The 16,062-nt window shown below is 56.7% G+C and carries 15 protein-coding genes; 9 read left to right on the forward strand and 6 right to left on the reverse strand.

Annotated features, from left to right (window positions below; all coding sequences use genetic code 11):
* The first annotated feature begins 98 nt into the window (after positions 1-98).
* The 9 genes from MWU61_RS13820 (at position 99) to MWU61_RS13860 (ending at position 8,882) form a co-directional block, all read left to right on the forward strand.
* Entirely contained in the window at positions 99-1,544 is a 1,446-nt protein-coding gene (locus MWU61_RS13820) for a cache domain-containing protein (RefSeq protein WP_247128962.1), read from the forward strand.
* On the forward strand, positions 1,541-2,173 hold the full coding sequence (locus tag MWU61_RS13825) for a response regulator transcription factor (protein ID WP_247128963.1): 633 nt from the start codon (positions 1,541-1,543) through the stop codon (positions 2,171-2,173). The genes MWU61_RS13820 and MWU61_RS13825 overlap by 4 nt, the downstream gene beginning before the upstream one ends.
* Before the next feature lie 2 nt (positions 2,174-2,175).
* Complete coding sequence (locus MWU61_RS19875) at positions 2,176-2,742, forward strand: YdeI/OmpD-associated family protein (protein WP_247128964.1); 567 nt, start codon at positions 2,176-2,178, stop codon at positions 2,740-2,742.
* 125 nt (positions 2,743-2,867) lie between these two features.
* On the forward strand, positions 2,868-3,731 hold the full coding sequence (gene yghU, locus MWU61_RS13835) for a glutathione-dependent disulfide-bond oxidoreductase (protein ID WP_247128965.1): 864 nt from the start codon (positions 2,868-2,870) through the stop codon (positions 3,729-3,731).
* Positions 3,732-3,922: 191 nt separating this feature from the next.
* Positions 3,923-4,588, forward strand: a complete 666-nt coding sequence (locus MWU61_RS13840) for a hypothetical protein (protein ID WP_247128966.1) — start codon at positions 3,923-3,925, stop codon at positions 4,586-4,588.
* A gap of 279 nt (positions 4,589-4,867) precedes the next feature.
* Entirely contained in the window at positions 4,868-5,869 is a 1,002-nt protein-coding gene (pdhA, locus tag MWU61_RS13845; protein ID WP_247128967.1) for a pyruvate dehydrogenase (acetyl-transferring) E1 component subunit alpha, read from the forward strand.
* Positions 5,869-7,242, forward strand: coding sequence for a pyruvate dehydrogenase complex E1 component subunit beta (locus MWU61_RS13850; protein WP_247128968.1), 1,374 nt, complete (start codon positions 5,869-5,871; stop codon positions 7,240-7,242). The genes pdhA and MWU61_RS13850 overlap by 1 nt, the downstream gene beginning before the upstream one ends.
* Complete coding sequence (locus MWU61_RS13855) at positions 7,239-7,553, forward strand: hypothetical protein (RefSeq protein ID WP_247128969.1); 315 nt, start codon at positions 7,239-7,241, stop codon at positions 7,551-7,553. Before MWU61_RS13850 ends, MWU61_RS13855 begins: the two co-directional genes overlap by 4 nt.
* Positions 7,554-7,565: 12 nt before the next feature.
* Positions 7,566-8,882, forward strand: a complete 1,317-nt coding sequence (locus MWU61_RS13860; RefSeq protein WP_247128970.1) for a pyruvate dehydrogenase complex dihydrolipoamide acetyltransferase — start codon at positions 7,566-7,568, stop codon at positions 8,880-8,882.
* Between the two features lie 156 nt (positions 8,883-9,038).
* Here MWU61_RS13860 and cysE read toward each other — a convergent pair whose 3' ends face one another.
* The 6 genes from cysE to MWU61_RS13890 form a co-directional block, all read right to left on the reverse strand.
* Positions 9,039-9,848, reverse strand: a complete 810-nt coding sequence (cysE, locus tag MWU61_RS13865; protein WP_247128971.1) for a serine O-acetyltransferase — start codon at positions 9,846-9,848, stop codon at positions 9,039-9,041.
* An 81-nt stretch (positions 9,849-9,929) separates the two neighbouring features.
* Positions 9,930-10,229, reverse strand: a complete 300-nt coding sequence (locus tag MWU61_RS13870; RefSeq protein WP_247128972.1) for a hypothetical protein — start codon at positions 10,227-10,229, stop codon at positions 9,930-9,932.
* Positions 10,230-14,117 (reverse strand): glycoside hydrolase/phage tail family protein, encoded by a 3,888-nt coding sequence (locus tag MWU61_RS13875; protein WP_247128973.1) that lies wholly within the window; start codon positions 14,115-14,117, stop codon positions 10,230-10,232.
* Positions 14,118-14,122: 5 nt separating this feature from the next.
* Entirely contained in the window at positions 14,123-14,551 is a 429-nt protein-coding gene (locus tag MWU61_RS13880) for an NlpC/P60 family protein (RefSeq protein ID WP_247128974.1), read from the reverse strand.
* Positions 14,548-15,432, reverse strand: coding sequence for a DUF2163 domain-containing protein (locus tag MWU61_RS13885; RefSeq protein ID WP_247128975.1), 885 nt, complete (start codon positions 15,430-15,432; stop codon positions 14,548-14,550). Before MWU61_RS13885 ends, MWU61_RS13880 begins: the two co-directional genes overlap by 4 nt.
* Entirely contained in the window at positions 15,429-16,061 is a 633-nt protein-coding gene (locus MWU61_RS13890) for a DUF2460 domain-containing protein (RefSeq protein ID WP_247128976.1), read from the reverse strand. Before MWU61_RS13890 ends, MWU61_RS13885 begins: the two co-directional genes overlap by 4 nt.
* Between the last annotated feature and the right edge of the window lies 1 nt (position 16,062).

Raw genomic sequence — 16,062 nt, forward strand, 5'->3', positions numbered from 1 at the left:
TTCTGAACAAAGTTTGGGCGCTAACAGCCAATGATCCACCAAAACGTTGTGCGATTCGGATTTGATTCGTCGGGGATTCGGGACTATCCCCGCCCCCCATGAAAGACATCTTTCACCGCCTGCGCGGCGCACTCAGTTTCAGTTACGGGCAAAAGCTGTTTTTGCTGGCAACGGTCCCGTTGATCCTTGCGGTGTCGGTGATTTCAATTGTTGTGACGAACCAATCGCGCGACTTGGCCGAACGCGAAATTGCAGCGCTTGAGGCGCAGCTGATCGCCACCAAGCGCGAAGAGCTGAAGAACTACCTTTCCATCGCACGCACCGCATTTGTGAACACCTACGGACGAGCAGCGCCAGATGACGAAGCGGCAAAACTTGAGGTTTCTCAATTACTTTCAGCCATTCTTTATGGTCAAGACGGCTACTTCTTCGTGTTCGATTACGACGGTAATAATCTCGTCGCCCCGCGGCAGACCTACCTGATCAACCGCAATTGGACCGGCCTTGAAGACGCCAACGGCATTCCGATTACAGACGAATTGATCCGGATTGCGCGAACTGGCGGAGGCTATCACAGCTTCGATTGGCCAAAGCCGTCGACAGGCGAAACAGGTCGGATGATCGTCTATGTGAACGGCCTACAAGACTGGCGTTGGGTCGTTGGCACCGGCATCTTTATCGATGACGTGCAACAGACGGTTGCATCCGCACGCGCCGAAGTTGAATCGCGAATCGCGCAGACCTCCGTTTACATCGTGGGGATCGTGATCGTGGCGCTACTTGGCGTGTTTCTGAGCGGATTGGTGATCAATATCCGTGAGCGGCGTTTGGCCGACGTGAAACTCAAGGCGCTGACCCAACGGATCATCGACACCCAAGAAGAGGAACGCGGACGCGTGGCGCGTGAACTCCATGACGGGATCAGTCAGATGCTCGTCGGGGTCCGCTACGCGCTAGAACTGACCAAACGACGTTTCCAAATCAACGATGATCGTGTGGGTAACAGTCTTGATAAAGGCATCATTGGGTTAGGCGGTGCAATCCAAGAGGTCCGTCGGATCAGCCGCGACCTCCGACCCGGTGTCTTGGATGACCTCGGTCTCGGCCCTGCCCTGCAATCGCTGGCAGATGATTTTGCCCAACGGACCGACGTGACCTGTAGCGTGGAAACCGTGGTCTTCCGCAACCGGCTCGATCAAGAAGCCCGCATCGCGCTGTACCGGATCGCCCAAGAGGCGCTAACCAACATCGAACGCCACGCGGCCGCCCAAAACGTAACGATATCGCTCAAGGGGAAACGCAGCGGTGCCCACCTAATCATCACCGACGACGGAAAAGGCATGCCAGCCCAGAAATCCCAAGCCCGCACCAGTGGTGGTCTTGGCCTGCGCAACATGCAAGAACGGCTGGAACAGATCGGTGGGACATTGCGCATCCGCTCTTCGACACAGGGCACAATGATTGAAGCCCAAGTCCCCCTGACACATATGCTCCGCCCAGAGGCAGGCAGCAATGACGACGACAACCAAAGGAAATCCGCATGAACGTCCGTGTTCTGATTGTAGACGATCACCCAATGGTCACCGAAGGCATCCAAGCGATCCTTGAAAGCTATGACGACATCACGGTCGTCGGCGCGCTGAACAACGGGCGCGAGGCGGTTGAACAGGTTGGCGATCTTGCGCCTGACGTAATCTTAATGGACCTCAACATGCCGGACGTGAGCGGACTGAATGCGACCGAAATGATCTTAGAGAAATGCCCAGACACGCGCATCCTAATCCTGTCGATGCACAACAGCCCCGAATACATCAACACAGCACTTTCACACGGGGCGAAGGGCTATGTTCTGAAAGACGTGCCGACCGACGAGATCAAGACGGCAATTGAAACCGTCATGGCCGGCCAACAATACCTGTGTACGGGGGCGAAAACATCGCTGTCGCCGCGTATCGCAGACGGGCGCGAACCACTGACAGGGCGCGAACAGACAATCCTGCTGGAACTTGCGCAAGGTAAGTCCAACAAAGACGTGGCTGCGACGTTGAACATCTCTGTGCGTACGGTCGAAACACACCGTAACAACATCAAACGCAAACTCGGGATTTCCAGTACAGCTGGGCTGACCCGCTACGCAATGGAACACGGCGTACTCCAAGGCACGGGGCGTTAAGTGTGGACGACCCTGTCTTCTTTACATCCAAGAACGACTTTGCGGCTTGGTTCGCAGCAAATCCCGCAGCAACAGAACTTTCCGTTGGGTACTACCGCAAAAGCACCAAACGGCCCAGCATCACATGGTCGGAATCCGTGGATGTTGCACTATGCTATGGTTGGATCGACGGGGTGCGCAAATCCATCGACGATCAAAGCTACAAAATTCGATTTACGCCTCGCAAAATCAATAGCGTATGGAGTGCCGTGAACGTCAAAAAGGTGCAGGAATTCATCCCGCTTGGGCTGATGAAACCAGCGGGGCTGCACGTCTACAACAACCGTAAAGACACCAAAGGCTACACATCTGCGGACCGTAACGTCCCGCTATCGCCGGATTTTGAGGCACAAATCAAAGCCAACCAGGCAGCATGGGATTTCCTCAATGCGCTCGCACCATCCTACAGAAGGGATTCCATCTGGTGGGTAATGAGCGCCAAACGCGAAGATACACAACTAAAAAGGCTCGGTATTCTGATTGAATCTAGCCAAGCGGGGATGAAAATCCCGAGCATGCGCAAGACCTAAACACCCGCCACGAGATCGCTAAACTGTGATGTATCTCTGCTATTTTTAAGGTGGTGGTTTTACATCCGCTCGACCACCCCTATGTCACTGAACACAACTTGAACAACGCGCTCAAAGGACACAACATGACGTATACGCCCCCCAAAGTCTGGACATGGGACGCCGAGAGCGGCGGCAAGTTCGCCAATATCAACCGACCCATCGCAGGTGCGACCCACGACAAAGACCGCCAAATCGGCAAACACCCGCATCAGCTTTATTCGCTAGCAACGCCCAACGGCGTCAAAGTCACGATCATGTTCGAAGAATTGCTGGCGGCAGGTCACACAGGCGCCGAATACGATGCGTGGCTAATCAACATCCAAGAGGGCGATCAGTTCTCGTCTGGCTTTGTTGAGGTGAACCCGAACTCCAAGATCCCTGCCCTGTTCGATGAAACCAACGGTGTGCGCATCTTCGAATCCGGTGCGATCCTGCTGTATCTGGCCGAAAAATTCGGGGCGTTCCTGCCGACCGATCCCAAGGCACGGGTTGAGACCCTGAACTGGCTGTTCTGGCTCCAAGGCTCCGCGCCTTATCTGGGCGGCGGCTTCGGCCATTTCTACGCCTATGCGCCCGAGAAATTCGAATACCCGATCAACCGCTTTGCCATGGAAACCAAACGCCAACTCGACGTGCTCGACCGTCGTCTGGGCGAGGCCAAATATCTGGGCGGAGACGACTACTCCATCGCCGATATGGCAACCTTCCCGTGGTACGGCGCGCTCGTGCAAAATCTGGTCTACGAAGCCGCCGAGTTCCTCGACGTTGCATCCTACAAAAACGTAAACCGCTGGGTGGACGACATCTCCGCACGTCCGGCGGTGGTGCGCGGTAAGATGGTGAACAAAGCATGGGGCGACGAAGACCAGCAACTACGTGAACGCCACGATGCGAGCGATTTTGATACCCAAACATGGGACAAAATCAAACCGGCAGACGCTGAGTAAAACGAACTTGCCAAGCATTTACGGGTGCTTGGCACGATCCGGACGGATGAGATTGCTATTCGGTACCACTGATTTGCGCCACACTTCCTGAGCATCTGAGTCCACTTGAATTAATTTACGCCCCCATGGTCATCAGGCTTTCCCGATGCCAAAGTGCTCGCAAATCGTACGTCGTGTATTCTGGGGCAATCATGAACATTTTTCTTCGGCTTTCTGCGCCTTTGTTTTGGTTGCTAGTCCCCTCTACCTTGCTGGGCGACAACATCCAAACGGGGCGCGACTGGATCGAAGCCAAATCTGAGCGAGCTGTGACTTGGCTAGACTTCGGCACACTCCACCTACCCAGCGGTGAGCTATTTATCGGCGATCCCTCTTGGGGCGACGACTACCACATGCGTGGCGCAAGATCTGTTCCTGTAGATCAGCTCCGTGTATGGGTTCACGTTGAAAACCCGCTCATTCCGCGGGAAAATCAAGTCCACGCTGTTTGGCTCGCCGCTGCAGACACCCCACCAGCAAAAATCGTAGGGAAAATCGACTTCGGTATGGACAGTGCGTATTTCGCTTTCGGAGATGTCACAACAGGTCATGACCTTGTTGCAATCAAAGGAATGAACCATCCAGATTTTTACGATAGTTTTGATTTTTTCTTGCCGCATATCCAACAGTACGGGTTTGTGGGTCAATGGCTTAATGTACCCCAATCCGGACGCCCCACTTTTGCAGTCGATACGAAAAGGGATGGCGGGCTGACTGCTGTTTGGACGGAAGACTCAGATAAAGCGTTTGCAGGCATATTGATCGACGTGACGGGTCGTGTTTCTGATCGGTTATTCCTCGATACGTTAATTGAGTAGCCCTAGCGATCACCCCGAAGTTTTTGTCGATGAATACTTTGCTTGTTGAACTCTTTGACAACAAGGCGAAGAGCTGCGACGCATCCGGCTTGCTGTACTTGTATTGGGACTGTTGAGTTTTTGCGAGTCGGTTGATCAACCAACCCATTCTCCATCCGCATCCCACATATTCCCCCACCGAATACCTCATATGTCGTTTGCATCTCGTAACGTCATGTGTTTTGCTTTAGGGGATAGTTTAACACTAAACTAATTTACGAATTGGATGGAGGACCGCCCATGCCGCCAAAGAAGGCCGCCGCGAAGTCAAACGTCTCAGCTGAGGAATTGCTGGGTCATTATCGGGAAATGCTGCTGATCCGGCGGTTTGAGGAAAAGGCGGGCCAGCTTTATGGCATGGGTCTGATTGGTGGCTTTTGTCACCTTTACATCGGTCAAGAAGCCGTTGTTGTGGGCCTAGAAGCCGCAGCAAAAGAAGGCGACAAGCGCATCACATCTTACCGTGACCACGGCCACATGTTGGCCTGCGGCATGGACCCCAAAGGCATCATGGCCGAATTGACGGGCCGCGAAGGTGGCTTTTCAAAGGGTAAAGGCGGGTCGATGCACATGTTCTCGAAAGAGAAGCATTTCTACGGCGGCCACGGGATTGTTGCAGCACAGGTGCCATTGGGTGCCGGTCTGGCGTTCTCTGACAAATACAAAGGCAACGACAATGTGACCTTCACTTACTTCGGTGATGGTGCTGCCAACCAAGGCCAGGTTTATGAGACCTACAACATGGCTGAACTGTGGGAACTCCCTGTCGTGTTCGTCATTGAAAACAACCAATATGCGATGGGTACATCCGTGCAACGTTCGACGAAGTCCCCGTCCCTGTGGGAACGCGGTGCGGCTTACGGCATCGAAGGCGAAGAAGTTGACGGCATGGACGTCATCAAGGTCAAAGAAGCTGGCGAACGCGCTGTCGCCCACTGCCGCGCTGGAAAAGGTCCGTACATCCTAGAGGTTAAGACATACCGCTACCGCGGCCATTCCATGTCTGACCCTGCGAAATACCGGACCCGCGAAGAAGTCCAAAAAATGCGGGACGAACGTGACCCGATCGAACAGGTCCGTGACGCGCTGCTGAAAGGCAAACATGCTTCCGAGGATGACTTGAAGGCCATCGACAAAGAAATCAAAGCTGTCGTGAACGAAGCTGCTGAATTCTCCAAAGAAAGCCCGGAGCCCGCGCTCGAAGAGCTTTGGACAGATATCTACAACGAGGAGACAGCATAATGGCTATCGAAATTCTCATGCCCGCCCTGTCTCCGACGATGGAAGAAGGTACATTGGCCAAATGGCTGGTGAAAGAAGGCGACACCGTTTCATCCGGCGACATTATGGCCGAGATTGAGACCGACAAAGCAACGATGGAATTCGAAGCTGTTGACGAAGGTATCGTCGGCAAGATCGTTGTGGCCGAAGGCACCGAAGCTGTGAAGGTGAACGACGTCATCGCGATCCTCGTGGAAGAAGGGGAAGATGTACCAGAAGCTGGTGCAGCACCCGCAGCGCCGCAAGCCGCCGCCGCACCCGCAACGGAAGAGGCTGCCAAAGCCCCAGCCGAGGCTGCAGCACCTGCCGCCCCTGCCCCCGACCAGTCACCTGATTGGCCCGAAGGCACCGAAATGAAGAAGACCACGGTCCGCGAAGCATTGCGCGACGCGATGGCTGAAGAAATGCGGGCCGATGGCGATGTGTTTTTGATGGGTGAAGAAGTTGCCGAATACCAAGGCGCTTACAAGATCTCGCAAGGTCTGTTGGACGAATTCGGCGCGAAACGCGTCATTGATACGCCGATCACCGAGCATGGTTTTGCCGGTATCGCGACAGGTGCATCCTTCGGCGGTCTGCGCCCGATTGTGGAATTCATGACCTTCAACTTCGCGATGCAGGCGATTGACCACCTGATCAACTCTGCAGCTAAGACATTGTATATGTCCGGCGGCCAGATGGGCGCACCGATGGTGTTCCGTGGGGCCAATGGCGCAGCGGCGCGTGTGGGTGCCCAGCATTCGCAGTGTTACGCCGCGTGGTATATGCAGGTGCCGGGCCTGAAGGTCGCGATGCCGTACTCTGCGGCTGATGCCAAAGGTCTGTTGAAAACAGCGATCCGCGACAACAACCCAGTGATTTTCCTCGAAAACGAAATCATGTACGGCAAGTCGTTTGACGTGCCTGTCATGGATGACTTCACCATCCCGTTCGGGAAAGCCAAGATTGAACGCGCGGGCGATGACGTCACAATCGTATCCTTCGGGATCGGCATGACTTACGCGCTTGAAGCGGCTGAGAAATTAGCGGCTGAAGGCATCAATGCTGAGGTGATCAACCTGCGGACATTGCGTCCAATGGATACCGAAACGATCCTCGCATCTGTGCGCAAGACCAACCGTTGTGTGACTGTTGAAGAAGGCTGGCCGCAAGGCAGCGTCGGCGGCTACATCTCTGGTGTGATCATGCAAGAAGCGTTCGATTACCTCGATGCGCCAGTGATCACATGCACAGGCAAAGACGTGCCGATGCCATATGCGGCGAACCTTGAAAAGCATGCGCTTTTGACCACGGACGAAGTGGTAGATGCGTGCAAAAAGGTAACGTACCGGTGATGCGTTTGGCAGGCATGATTGCAGGCTTGGGACTGGTGGCATCGGCTGCCAGCGCCCAGATGCCCGCAGATTGCCCGCCCAACGGTCTACTGATTGAACGCGGTGATCATTCCCACACGGTTGAGATCATCATTGGCTGCCTGTCGGATCCCGAAGACCTCGGGCGTGCGATGGCCCTGATGACCCGCGAAGTCGCCTACCTGCATATCGAACAAAACCTAAGACAATCCTACGTCGCAGTCGAAGAGGTGTTGGTTGAATCCTACGTCTCTGAAATTCTAGAACCCAGCGTTCCTGCGCCCGGTCAATAACGGAGCCATTCCATGCCTATTGAAATCCTGATGCCCGCCCTGTCGCCTACGATGGAAGAAGGGACGCTTGCCAAATGGCTCGTCAAAGAAGGTGACACTGTGTCGTCTGGCGACGTGATGGCCGAAATTGAAACAGACAAAGCCACGATGGAATTCGAAGCCGTCGACGAAGGTGTGATCGGTAAGATCGTGATCGCTGAAGGGTCCGAAGGCGTGAAGGTCAACGAAGTGATCGCCGTTCTGCTCGAAGATGGCGAAAGCGCGGATGACATTGGGTCAGCACCTGCGGCCAAAGCGGAACCGGCAGCGCCAACTGCTGCCGCGGCTGCAGAGGCGGCCCCCGCAGGGGGCTCCGATAATGCCGCCACGCCTGCGCCAGCCGCACCTGTGAAAGATGGGGAACGTGTTTTTGCGACGCCGCTTGCCCGCCGCATCGCCGCTGACAAAGGTCTGGATCTGGCCGACATCGCAGGTTCCGGCCCGCGTGGCCGTATTGTGAAGGCAGACGTGGAAAACGCGCAACCGGGTACCAAACCTGCTGCAGCTGCGGCAAGCGCGCCAGCGAAAGCGGCCCCTGCTGCTGCTTCCGTTGCCACAGGTCCAAGCACCGATGCCGTTCTCAAGACCTATGCAGATCGCCCTTACGAGGAAATTTCGCTCGACGGGATGCGCAAAACGATTGCTGCCCGCCTCACCGAGGCCAAGCAATCCGTGCCGCACTTCTACCTGCGCCGCGATATCAACTTGGATGCCTTGCTGAAATTCCGCAGCCAGTTGAACAAACAGTTGGAGCCACGCGGCGTGAAATTGTCCGTGAACGATTTTATCATCAAGGCCTGCGCACTAGCGTTGCAACAAGTTCCTGAAGCCAACGCCGTTTGGGCTGGTGATCGCACATTGCAATTCGAAAAGTCCGACGTTGCGGTTGCTGTCGCCATTGAAGGCGGGTTGTTCACTCCGGTCCTGAAGGACGCCGAAATGAAGTCTCTGTCGGCTTTGTCTTCAGAGATGAAGGACCTCGCCACCCGTGCGCGCGACCGCAAGCTGGCCCCGCACGAATATAGCGGCGGATCATTCGCGATTTCCAACCTCGGCATGTTCGGCATCGACAACTTTGATGCAATCATCAACCCGCCGCACGCCGCAATTCTGGCCGTTGGTGCCGGCACGAAAAAGCCAATTGTCGGCGCTGATGGTGAACTGACCGTGGGCACTGTAATGTCCACAACGCTGAGCGTGGATCACCGTGTGATTGATGGCGCGTTGGGTGCGAACCTGCTGAATGCCATCAAGGACAACCTTGAGAACCCAATGACAATGCTCGCCTAAAGCGACGCTATCGCGAAACAGAAAACGCCGGGCCATTTGGTCCGGCGTTTTGCATTTCAAGGACTGACGGTGGCAGGTGCAAACTGCGGAATGCCTCCGGCGGGGATATTTGCGGCCAAAAGAAACTAAAGACTCGTGCCGATTAGCAATCCACGTCTAGCTGATCGCGTCGAACAGGTGGTCCATCGTCAACGATGGTTGTGAACACCCGCTTTCGCCCACGATCCGTGCGGGCACACCCGCCACGGTTTTCATCGGCGGCACAGGTTCCAGCACGACAGAACCTGCCGCAATCCGGCTGCAATGGCCCACGGTGATGTTTCCCAGTACCTTGGCCCCTGCCCCGATCAGCACGCCGTCCGCGATTTTCGGATGACGATCGTCGTCTTCTTTTCCGGTCCCGCCAAGTGTCACCGAATGCAGCATCGACACGTTATCGCCAACCACGGCTGTTTCACCGACGACAATCGAATGCGCGTGGTCGATCATGATGCCTTTACCGATCCGCGCTGCCGGGTGGATGTCCACCCCGAACAATTCGGACACACGCATCTGCACGTAATAAGACAGGTCTTTACGGCCGGTGTTCCACAGCCAATGCCCAAGACGGTAAGCCTGCACCGCTTGGAAACCTTTGAAGAACAACAAGGGTTGCATCAAACGGTGGCACGCCGGATCACGGTCAAAGATCGCAACGAGGTCGGCCCGCGCAGATGCTGTCAGATTGGTGTCCGCCGCATATGCTTCGTCCAAGATTTCCCGCAGGATTTGTTCTGACATTTCGCGTGACGCGAGCTTCATGGAAATCCTGTAGGCCAGTGCTTGTTCAAAGCTGCCGTGGTGCAGGATGCCAGCATGCACCAGTCCACCCATCAATGGTTCGGACATAATCGCGGCTTCAGCTTCTTCGCGGATGCGATGCCACACGGGGTCAACCGTGCTCAGGGCTGCGTTATTTTGGGCCATGGTGTCGCATCCTTGCGCTGTGTCAGGTCGTTCTAATCTAGTTAGGTTCGGCGCGACAAGAAAAAACCCCGTGAACTGAATTTACGCAGTTTGCGCATGGTTTTGACGTTTGGCGAGCAGTGCGGCCACCACCACCTGTAGTGCTTCCAAGTAAGCCGTCTCGCAGGGGGCCTGTGTGCTTTCCATCTGAAATCCCCTCATTGCGCTCGACAGCGTGCCGGTCCCAAATTCGGGATGTCCCCGCCGTATTTTTTTTCGGTAGCGGTCCGCTGTATCCGCCGCCTCTAGCGCTTGTGTCATCAGCGCGGCACGTCGATCCGGCGGATGATCCCGCAGGATCAATGCCGCCGTGTGCAGATCTGACAAATGGACCGGACGCATCTAACTAGGCACCGTGATCGTCTGCGCAGGACCAGGACCGTAGCGATCTGAAATCTGAGCGACAGCGACTTTCGTGCCAGCGGCCAATGCGCCCGACCATGTGGGGGAATTCACAATTGTCGTCCCGACCAAACTGCCACTTTCGTGGAACTGCAAAAGATAACTTTCCCGATCTTCGCCCAAGGGCACATCCACGCCAGACCAATCATCCCCGTCGATCCGTGTCTGTCTGATCCAGTTGAGGACCCAGTTCTCGCCCAGCGCCGTCGCCCTAAGATGCGCTACGGGGTAAGGCCGCAACCCGTTGCCCGCAAAGCTTTGCGTGGTGTAGCGGTAGGTTTCATCCCCCAAGGGTTCCGATGCAGGTCCAAACCGGAAATGGCGCTCTGTACCGCGTGTTGTGGCCGCCAGATTGGGTTGTGTCACAGCTTGGTTCAACACCACGACCTTTGATCCGGCTGGCCAGATATCAGGCATAAGCCCGCTGGACCCCGCCTGCCCACGCAGAAATCCTGACAGCGCGTATTCCTGTGCACCAATCGGGTCGGCCTTGGTGAACTGGAGGATTTCCCAATTGTCTGCGGTGCCATCGCCCACTGCGATAGCGCCCGCGCCGGACAGCACCGCCCCCACTTCAGCGCCGCTGAGCGCCCCGTGGATCAGCTTCACATTTACACCGTTTTGACGATCCCATGTCCCGACGGGTCCCCGCAGAAGTGGCGTCGTCAGTTGTCCAATGCTGCCTTCACGCCGGATGATGCTGTCGAGCGCATAGTCACTGTCCGTGCCAGACCGGTATACGGCGACTTGCCCCGGCCAAGGGCGTCCCGTTGCCACCATATGCGGCGCATGGGGAATTTCGTCGCCGGTGATCAGCGGAATATCCAGAAATTGCAGCTGTACTGGCACAGGGCCTACGTAGGGTTTCAGTTTCGGGGCAATTTCGGGGATGTTTTGCGGCAGGTAGACTTCGGGATCGACGCGCGTCGCTTCGACCAATCGCAAACCTGCTTCTTCGACGCGGTCGATACGGAACGTCCCCGCGTCCCCGTCGACGTGCAGATCAACCACATCACCTGCGCCCAGCGCCTGTTGCGATGGCGGCAGTGCAAAGCTAATCCCGTCTTGGCCGACACGGGTTTCCGCTAGCCAGCGCCCCACGGTGCCTTGCGCCTCTGCTTGTGTCAGGGCCAACGGCACGGATGTGCGCGACAATCCCAATGTCTTTTGCTCTGGGTCAGAGGTTTCGGTTACTGTGCCTTCGTAGTCGGCTTCGGAATCGAGATATTCAAATTGCACGCGCGCTGCGATTTCGGACAGTGGTCCCCGGACTTGGCTGATCGCGGTTGGCCTGTCTGGATCGAAGGCCAATGTGTCTTGTGTCATCTCCTGCGTCGGCAGCCCTGTGCGATTGGTGAACACAAGCATGCCGTCCCGTTCAGCCGCCTCGAAACCGTATGTGGTCATCAGCGGTTGCAACGCCGCCCGTGCCGATCCCGCATCCGCAATGTGATAGCCCCGTACGAGACCGTAGAGTTTCGAGACGTCATAGGCCGTGACCCCCGACCGTTCACATATGTCTGCGACTACAGACGCCAATGTTCGGCTCGAACTCCGACCGTTGAGCCAATGGCCCCGTGTGTAGTTGTCTCCATCCGACCAAAGGTCCTGATTGCCGGGGAAGTACGGGTAAGGCCGCGCGTCCCATGCCCAGACGTGTGCGCGGTACATGTCCACCATTGGGCCATCATAAAGCGTGGACGTCGGGTTGTTCGCAGGGTTTGCGTAATGCCAATAGATCGCCCGCAAATATTGCATCTGCATAAAGTCATCGCGCCTGCCGTTTGAATAATGCGGTATGAAGGATTCAGACGACTTGGGGTCGAGGAACTTGTTGGGTTGGTTCGTCCCCTTATCAATCGCAGCACACCCCAGTTCGGTGAACCAGATTGGCTTGCTTGCAGGCTCCCACGCTGTTGGCGTCGCAGACCGGACCCCGTCTATCCGGTCATGGTGGGCGTTCCCCCACCAATTCGGTAGATCCTTATAGCGATACACCCATGGCTCATCCGCAAGCCCGTCCGTAATCGGCGTGCGCCGTTGGGCATCCCGTGCCGTATCGCTTTTGTAATACCAGTCGTAGCCTTCGCCCGCCGTCACATTCGTGGACAGGTAATTAAGGTTATAGATTGATCCCGCATCCGCGTCCGCATGGTCTACCCCATCCCGCCAATCAGACAGTGGCATGTAGTTATCAATTCCGATGAAATCGATATTCGGGTCTGCCCAAAGAGGATCAAGGTGGAATATCTTATCCCCCGTCCCTGTAGGTTGATACCCGTGGTATTCGGACCAATCCGATGCGTAGCTGATCTTGATATCCGGTCCGAGGATCGCGCGGACCTCTGCCGCCAATTGGATGAGCGCATCCACGGCAGGATAAGACCCACCTGCCCCACGTATTTGCGTAAGCCCCCGCATTTCGGACCCAATACAAAAGGCTGACACCCCACCCGCCGCTTTACACACATATGCGTAATGCAGAATGAACCGGCGATAGCGCCATTCATCGGGACCCGTGTAGACGACGGTTTCTCCGTCCAAGCTGAAATCGCTCGACTGAGCGTTACCCATAAAGGCTGCAACTTCGGCCTCAGCTGCCACGGTCTGGTCTGTCGTTCCATTCACAGTTGGCGCAAGCGACGTCGTGATCCGTCCGCGCCACGGCAAAGGCGGTTGCCCAGCGCTACCGGTCCACGGATTGGTCAGCGTATTGCCGTCTTGTTGTTCCATCAGGATGAACGGATAGAACACCGGTGCTTGCAGTCGCGCCTTGAGCCCCTTGATTGCCTCAACCACAGACGCATCACACGGCGTCCCGCCATAGACGGGCCTATCCCCATTCTGCGGGATCATCCCCGCCGAGGCACGCGGCTGACCGCAGACAACCCACGGCATCTCGTCCCCGTCCACCTCGGTCTGTTCGACCTTCGGGGCGACGTCGCATTCTCCGCATCGCAAGTCATTGCCAAACCACGAAACGACCAACAGGGCAGAATGGCAATTCGGAAGTTCCTCGCGCAGCGCCTCTGACGCGACATAAAAATCTGTGCCCCCTAGTGGAGAGTTCACGTTGATTGCGATTTGGTCACCGAAATCCGGTGAGAGGCGCACAGGCTGCGTCGCCAGCGCATATTCCCCCGTTCCCGGGATCAAAGCGACACCGCGCACTTGGCGGGCGATATCAGCTGTGGCGGCAGGTTCTGTGATCTCGGACGGGCGCATGACCTCGAAGGTAAACTGCGGCACGCGGTTGCCAAATTGCGCCAGCGGAAGGTCTTCGAACACCACATAGGCAACACCGCGATAGGCTGGCGCGTTGTCCGCACCCTCAACAGCGACAATCTTCGGATCAGGTGATTGAAACGCAGACCCATCGTAGACAGTCATATTCAACTTGGCATGGCTCATGACCACCCCGTCCGCCCACACACGGCCAACACGGGTGATCGTGCCATCACACAGCGCGACGGCAAGACTGACCGTATAGCTGTATTCCGTCACCTTGGGTTGGGCACCCGCCCCTTTGCCACCTGTCGTCTCAGTGGTTTCTTGAAACTGCGTTGCCCAGATCACCTGCCCCGGCACGCGCATACGACCATATACCTGACCGACCGTGTTCCCTTCACCAGCACCCGTAATCCGGAACCGATCGACGCGGCCCGTCTCAACGGCAGCACTTCCAGACCCAAGCACGCGCTGGTCGACCATTCGGCCCAACGTCGCACCCGCCGCTTGCCCAATGGCCGCAGCAGAGACGCCCAATACGGCCCCGCCCACACTCGCCCCAAGCGACATACCAACAGCAGATAAAACAAGCGTGGCCATAGTGGCTATCCTTCCATGAAAGCAAAACGGGCAACGATCCGGCGTTGCCACGGTGCGGACAGCGGGCTTTCAGTGACCCCGTGTCCCGCGTAGGCGTGGATAAAGGTTGGATTTGCGCCCACCTCTGCCACCACACCCAAATGTTTCGCGACCCACCCTTCGCGCATCCGGAACAGGATCACCTGTCCGGGCTGCATGGGTTGGGCGCTGACGTCGTCAAAATGATCTAGCGCGGATTGCCACAGGCGTTCATCGCGTTGCGGTTCTCCCCAATCGGCGGAATAGGCAGGCACGCCTTGCGGGTCTTCGCCATACCGCGTGCGCCACAAGCCTCGGATCATCCCAAGACAATCGGTTGCGATCCCTTTTACAGCCGCTTGATGCACATAGGGCGTGCCGATCCAAGATCGCGCCTCTGCCACGATATCGTTCACCGCAGGCTCCCACCGTCATTCGTGTCACCCGAGCGCGGGACAGCCATCAGCCAGTCATCCCCCGGAATATGCGGAAAACCTTGGAAATTGGCGAGGTTCGCGAATTTCTCGCGACAGGTCTGCGCACGCTTATCACACCCCGCGACAAGTCGCAGTTCGTCGCCTACGGCAATCGGCAACCCAAGCGGCTGCCACAACAGGATCTCACGCCGCGTTCCGTTCAACTGATCCGCCTTGATCGTGGCGGATAGCCCCTTGGCCGCACCCGCCATCACTTCGAGAAACCCGTCCTTGAACCATTCCGCATTAAACGGCACCAGTGTGGCCAGATCAAAGGTCTGGCCATCGGTGTCGCGGTCCACAGTCACCTCTGCCACATAGGCGGCATCGGTCTTGGTATTGATCCCACAAGACCGATCCCCAAGCACCGCTGAACAGGTTTTCAGATAGGACCGTCCCTGCGGTTGGTTCAGCGCCTCGGCCAAGCCGCGCAGATCCACCTGAAACTGGCCACCGTTGCGGGTAATTTCACCCATTGTGCCGCGAAACTTCAACTTACGGGCACTGACATCATCCCAACAGACAAGCCACACTGTGATCTCTGCCTGATCATAGCGCCCGGCAGCGATATCAGCTTCGGTCACCGCGTCGGCGGTCAGCACACCCACCGCTTCAGTATTGTCGACGGACAGCCCTGTCGTATGGCTGAGCGCACGCGCCGTCATCCCGCTTTCCGCGACAAAGGTGATCCCGTCAAAGGCCAAAGCACGGTCATGATCTGTAAAACCCAGCACCACACCGTCGCGCCGCTTGATAGCCCAGCATTGGCAAACATGGGTCAGACCCGTCGCCAGATGATCGTGAAGCGCCTGCACAGTCATACCCGCACCTCGACCACAGGCACATTCGGCACATCGCCCGCACGGAAGCTGGCAACAGACGTCTGGATGCGATCTGTGTCGAACCGCGCTGGTACATCAAATTCAAAACCGGCCTGTATCGAAGCGCCCATCGGCGGCGCTTCAGCGAAATGGATCAGGCCCGTTGTGCTATCCACGGTATAATCAATGCTGTCCTGCAACGCGTCCCCGCCCACAGCAACGCGCACCGACCCCACAACAGGTTTCGTCACAGGCCGCTGGTAACAAGCTTCACCGGACGGGTAATCCTTCACCAATTGCCATGCGGTTGTGGCCTCGTCGCCTTCACCAATGCGCTGATCAAACGGGGTGGGATCAGTATTTACAGAGCAGGACTTATAGTCAGCCCAGTCTTTCCAGCGAAACCCGTAGAGCTGGCCCTGTCTCGCCTCAAAGAACGCAACCAATAAGGCTACGTCATCCAGTGACCGCAGACCAAGCCCCGCATCATAGCGCCTACGCGAATGGGCCCACGGAGTATTACGTTCCTCAAAGCCGTTGGCGAGCGTGACAATCTCTGTGCGCCGCTCTGGCCCACCAATCGCACCAAAAGACAGCGATGCAGGAAAACGAGTTTCGTGAAATGACATG

The sequence above is a fragment of the Loktanella sp. F6476L genome, from assembly GCF_023015725.1.
In the GTDB taxonomy this organism is placed as follows: Bacteria; Pseudomonadota; Alphaproteobacteria; order Rhodobacterales; family Rhodobacteraceae; genus Yoonia.

Bases quoted from the DNA above. Each gene is read 5' to 3' on its own strand.
- MWU61_RS13860 (WP_247128970.1), top strand. From the start codon at position 7,566: ATGCCTATTGAAATCCTGATGCCCGCCCTGTCGCCTACGATGGAAGAA.
- pdhA (WP_247128967.1), top strand. From the start codon at position 4,868: ATGCCGCCAAAGAAGGCCGCCGCGAAGTCAAACGTCTCAGCTGAGGAA.
- MWU61_RS13820 (WP_247128962.1), top strand. From the start codon at position 99: ATGAAAGACATCTTTCACCGCCTGCGCGGCGCACTCAGTTTCAGTTAC.
- MWU61_RS13870 (WP_247128972.1), bottom strand. From the start codon at position 10,229: ATGCGTCCGGTCCATTTGTCAGATCTGCACACGGCGGCATTGATCCTG.
- MWU61_RS13850 (WP_247128968.1), top strand. From the start codon at position 5,869: ATGGCTATCGAAATTCTCATGCCCGCCCTGTCTCCGACGATGGAAGAA.
- MWU61_RS13825 (WP_247128963.1), top strand. From the start codon at position 1,541: ATGAACGTCCGTGTTCTGATTGTAGACGATCACCCAATGGTCACCGAA.
- MWU61_RS13890 (WP_247128976.1), bottom strand. From the start codon at position 16,061: ATGTCATTTCACGAAACTCGTTTTCCTGCATCGCTGTCTTTTGGTGCG.
- MWU61_RS13840 (WP_247128966.1), top strand. From the start codon at position 3,923: ATGAACATTTTTCTTCGGCTTTCTGCGCCTTTGTTTTGGTTGCTAGTC.
- yghU (WP_247128965.1), top strand. From the start codon at position 2,868: ATGACGTATACGCCCCCCAAAGTCTGGACATGGGACGCCGAGAGCGGC.
- cysE (WP_247128971.1), bottom strand. From the start codon at position 9,848: ATGGCCCAAAATAACGCAGCCCTGAGCACGGTTGACCCCGTGTGGCAT.
- MWU61_RS13885 (WP_247128975.1), bottom strand. From the start codon at position 15,432: ATGACTGTGCAGGCGCTTCACGATCATCTGGCGACGGGTCTGACCCAT.
- MWU61_RS13875 (WP_247128973.1), bottom strand. From the start codon at position 14,117: ATGGCCACGCTTGTTTTATCTGCTGTTGGTATGTCGCTTGGGGCGAGT.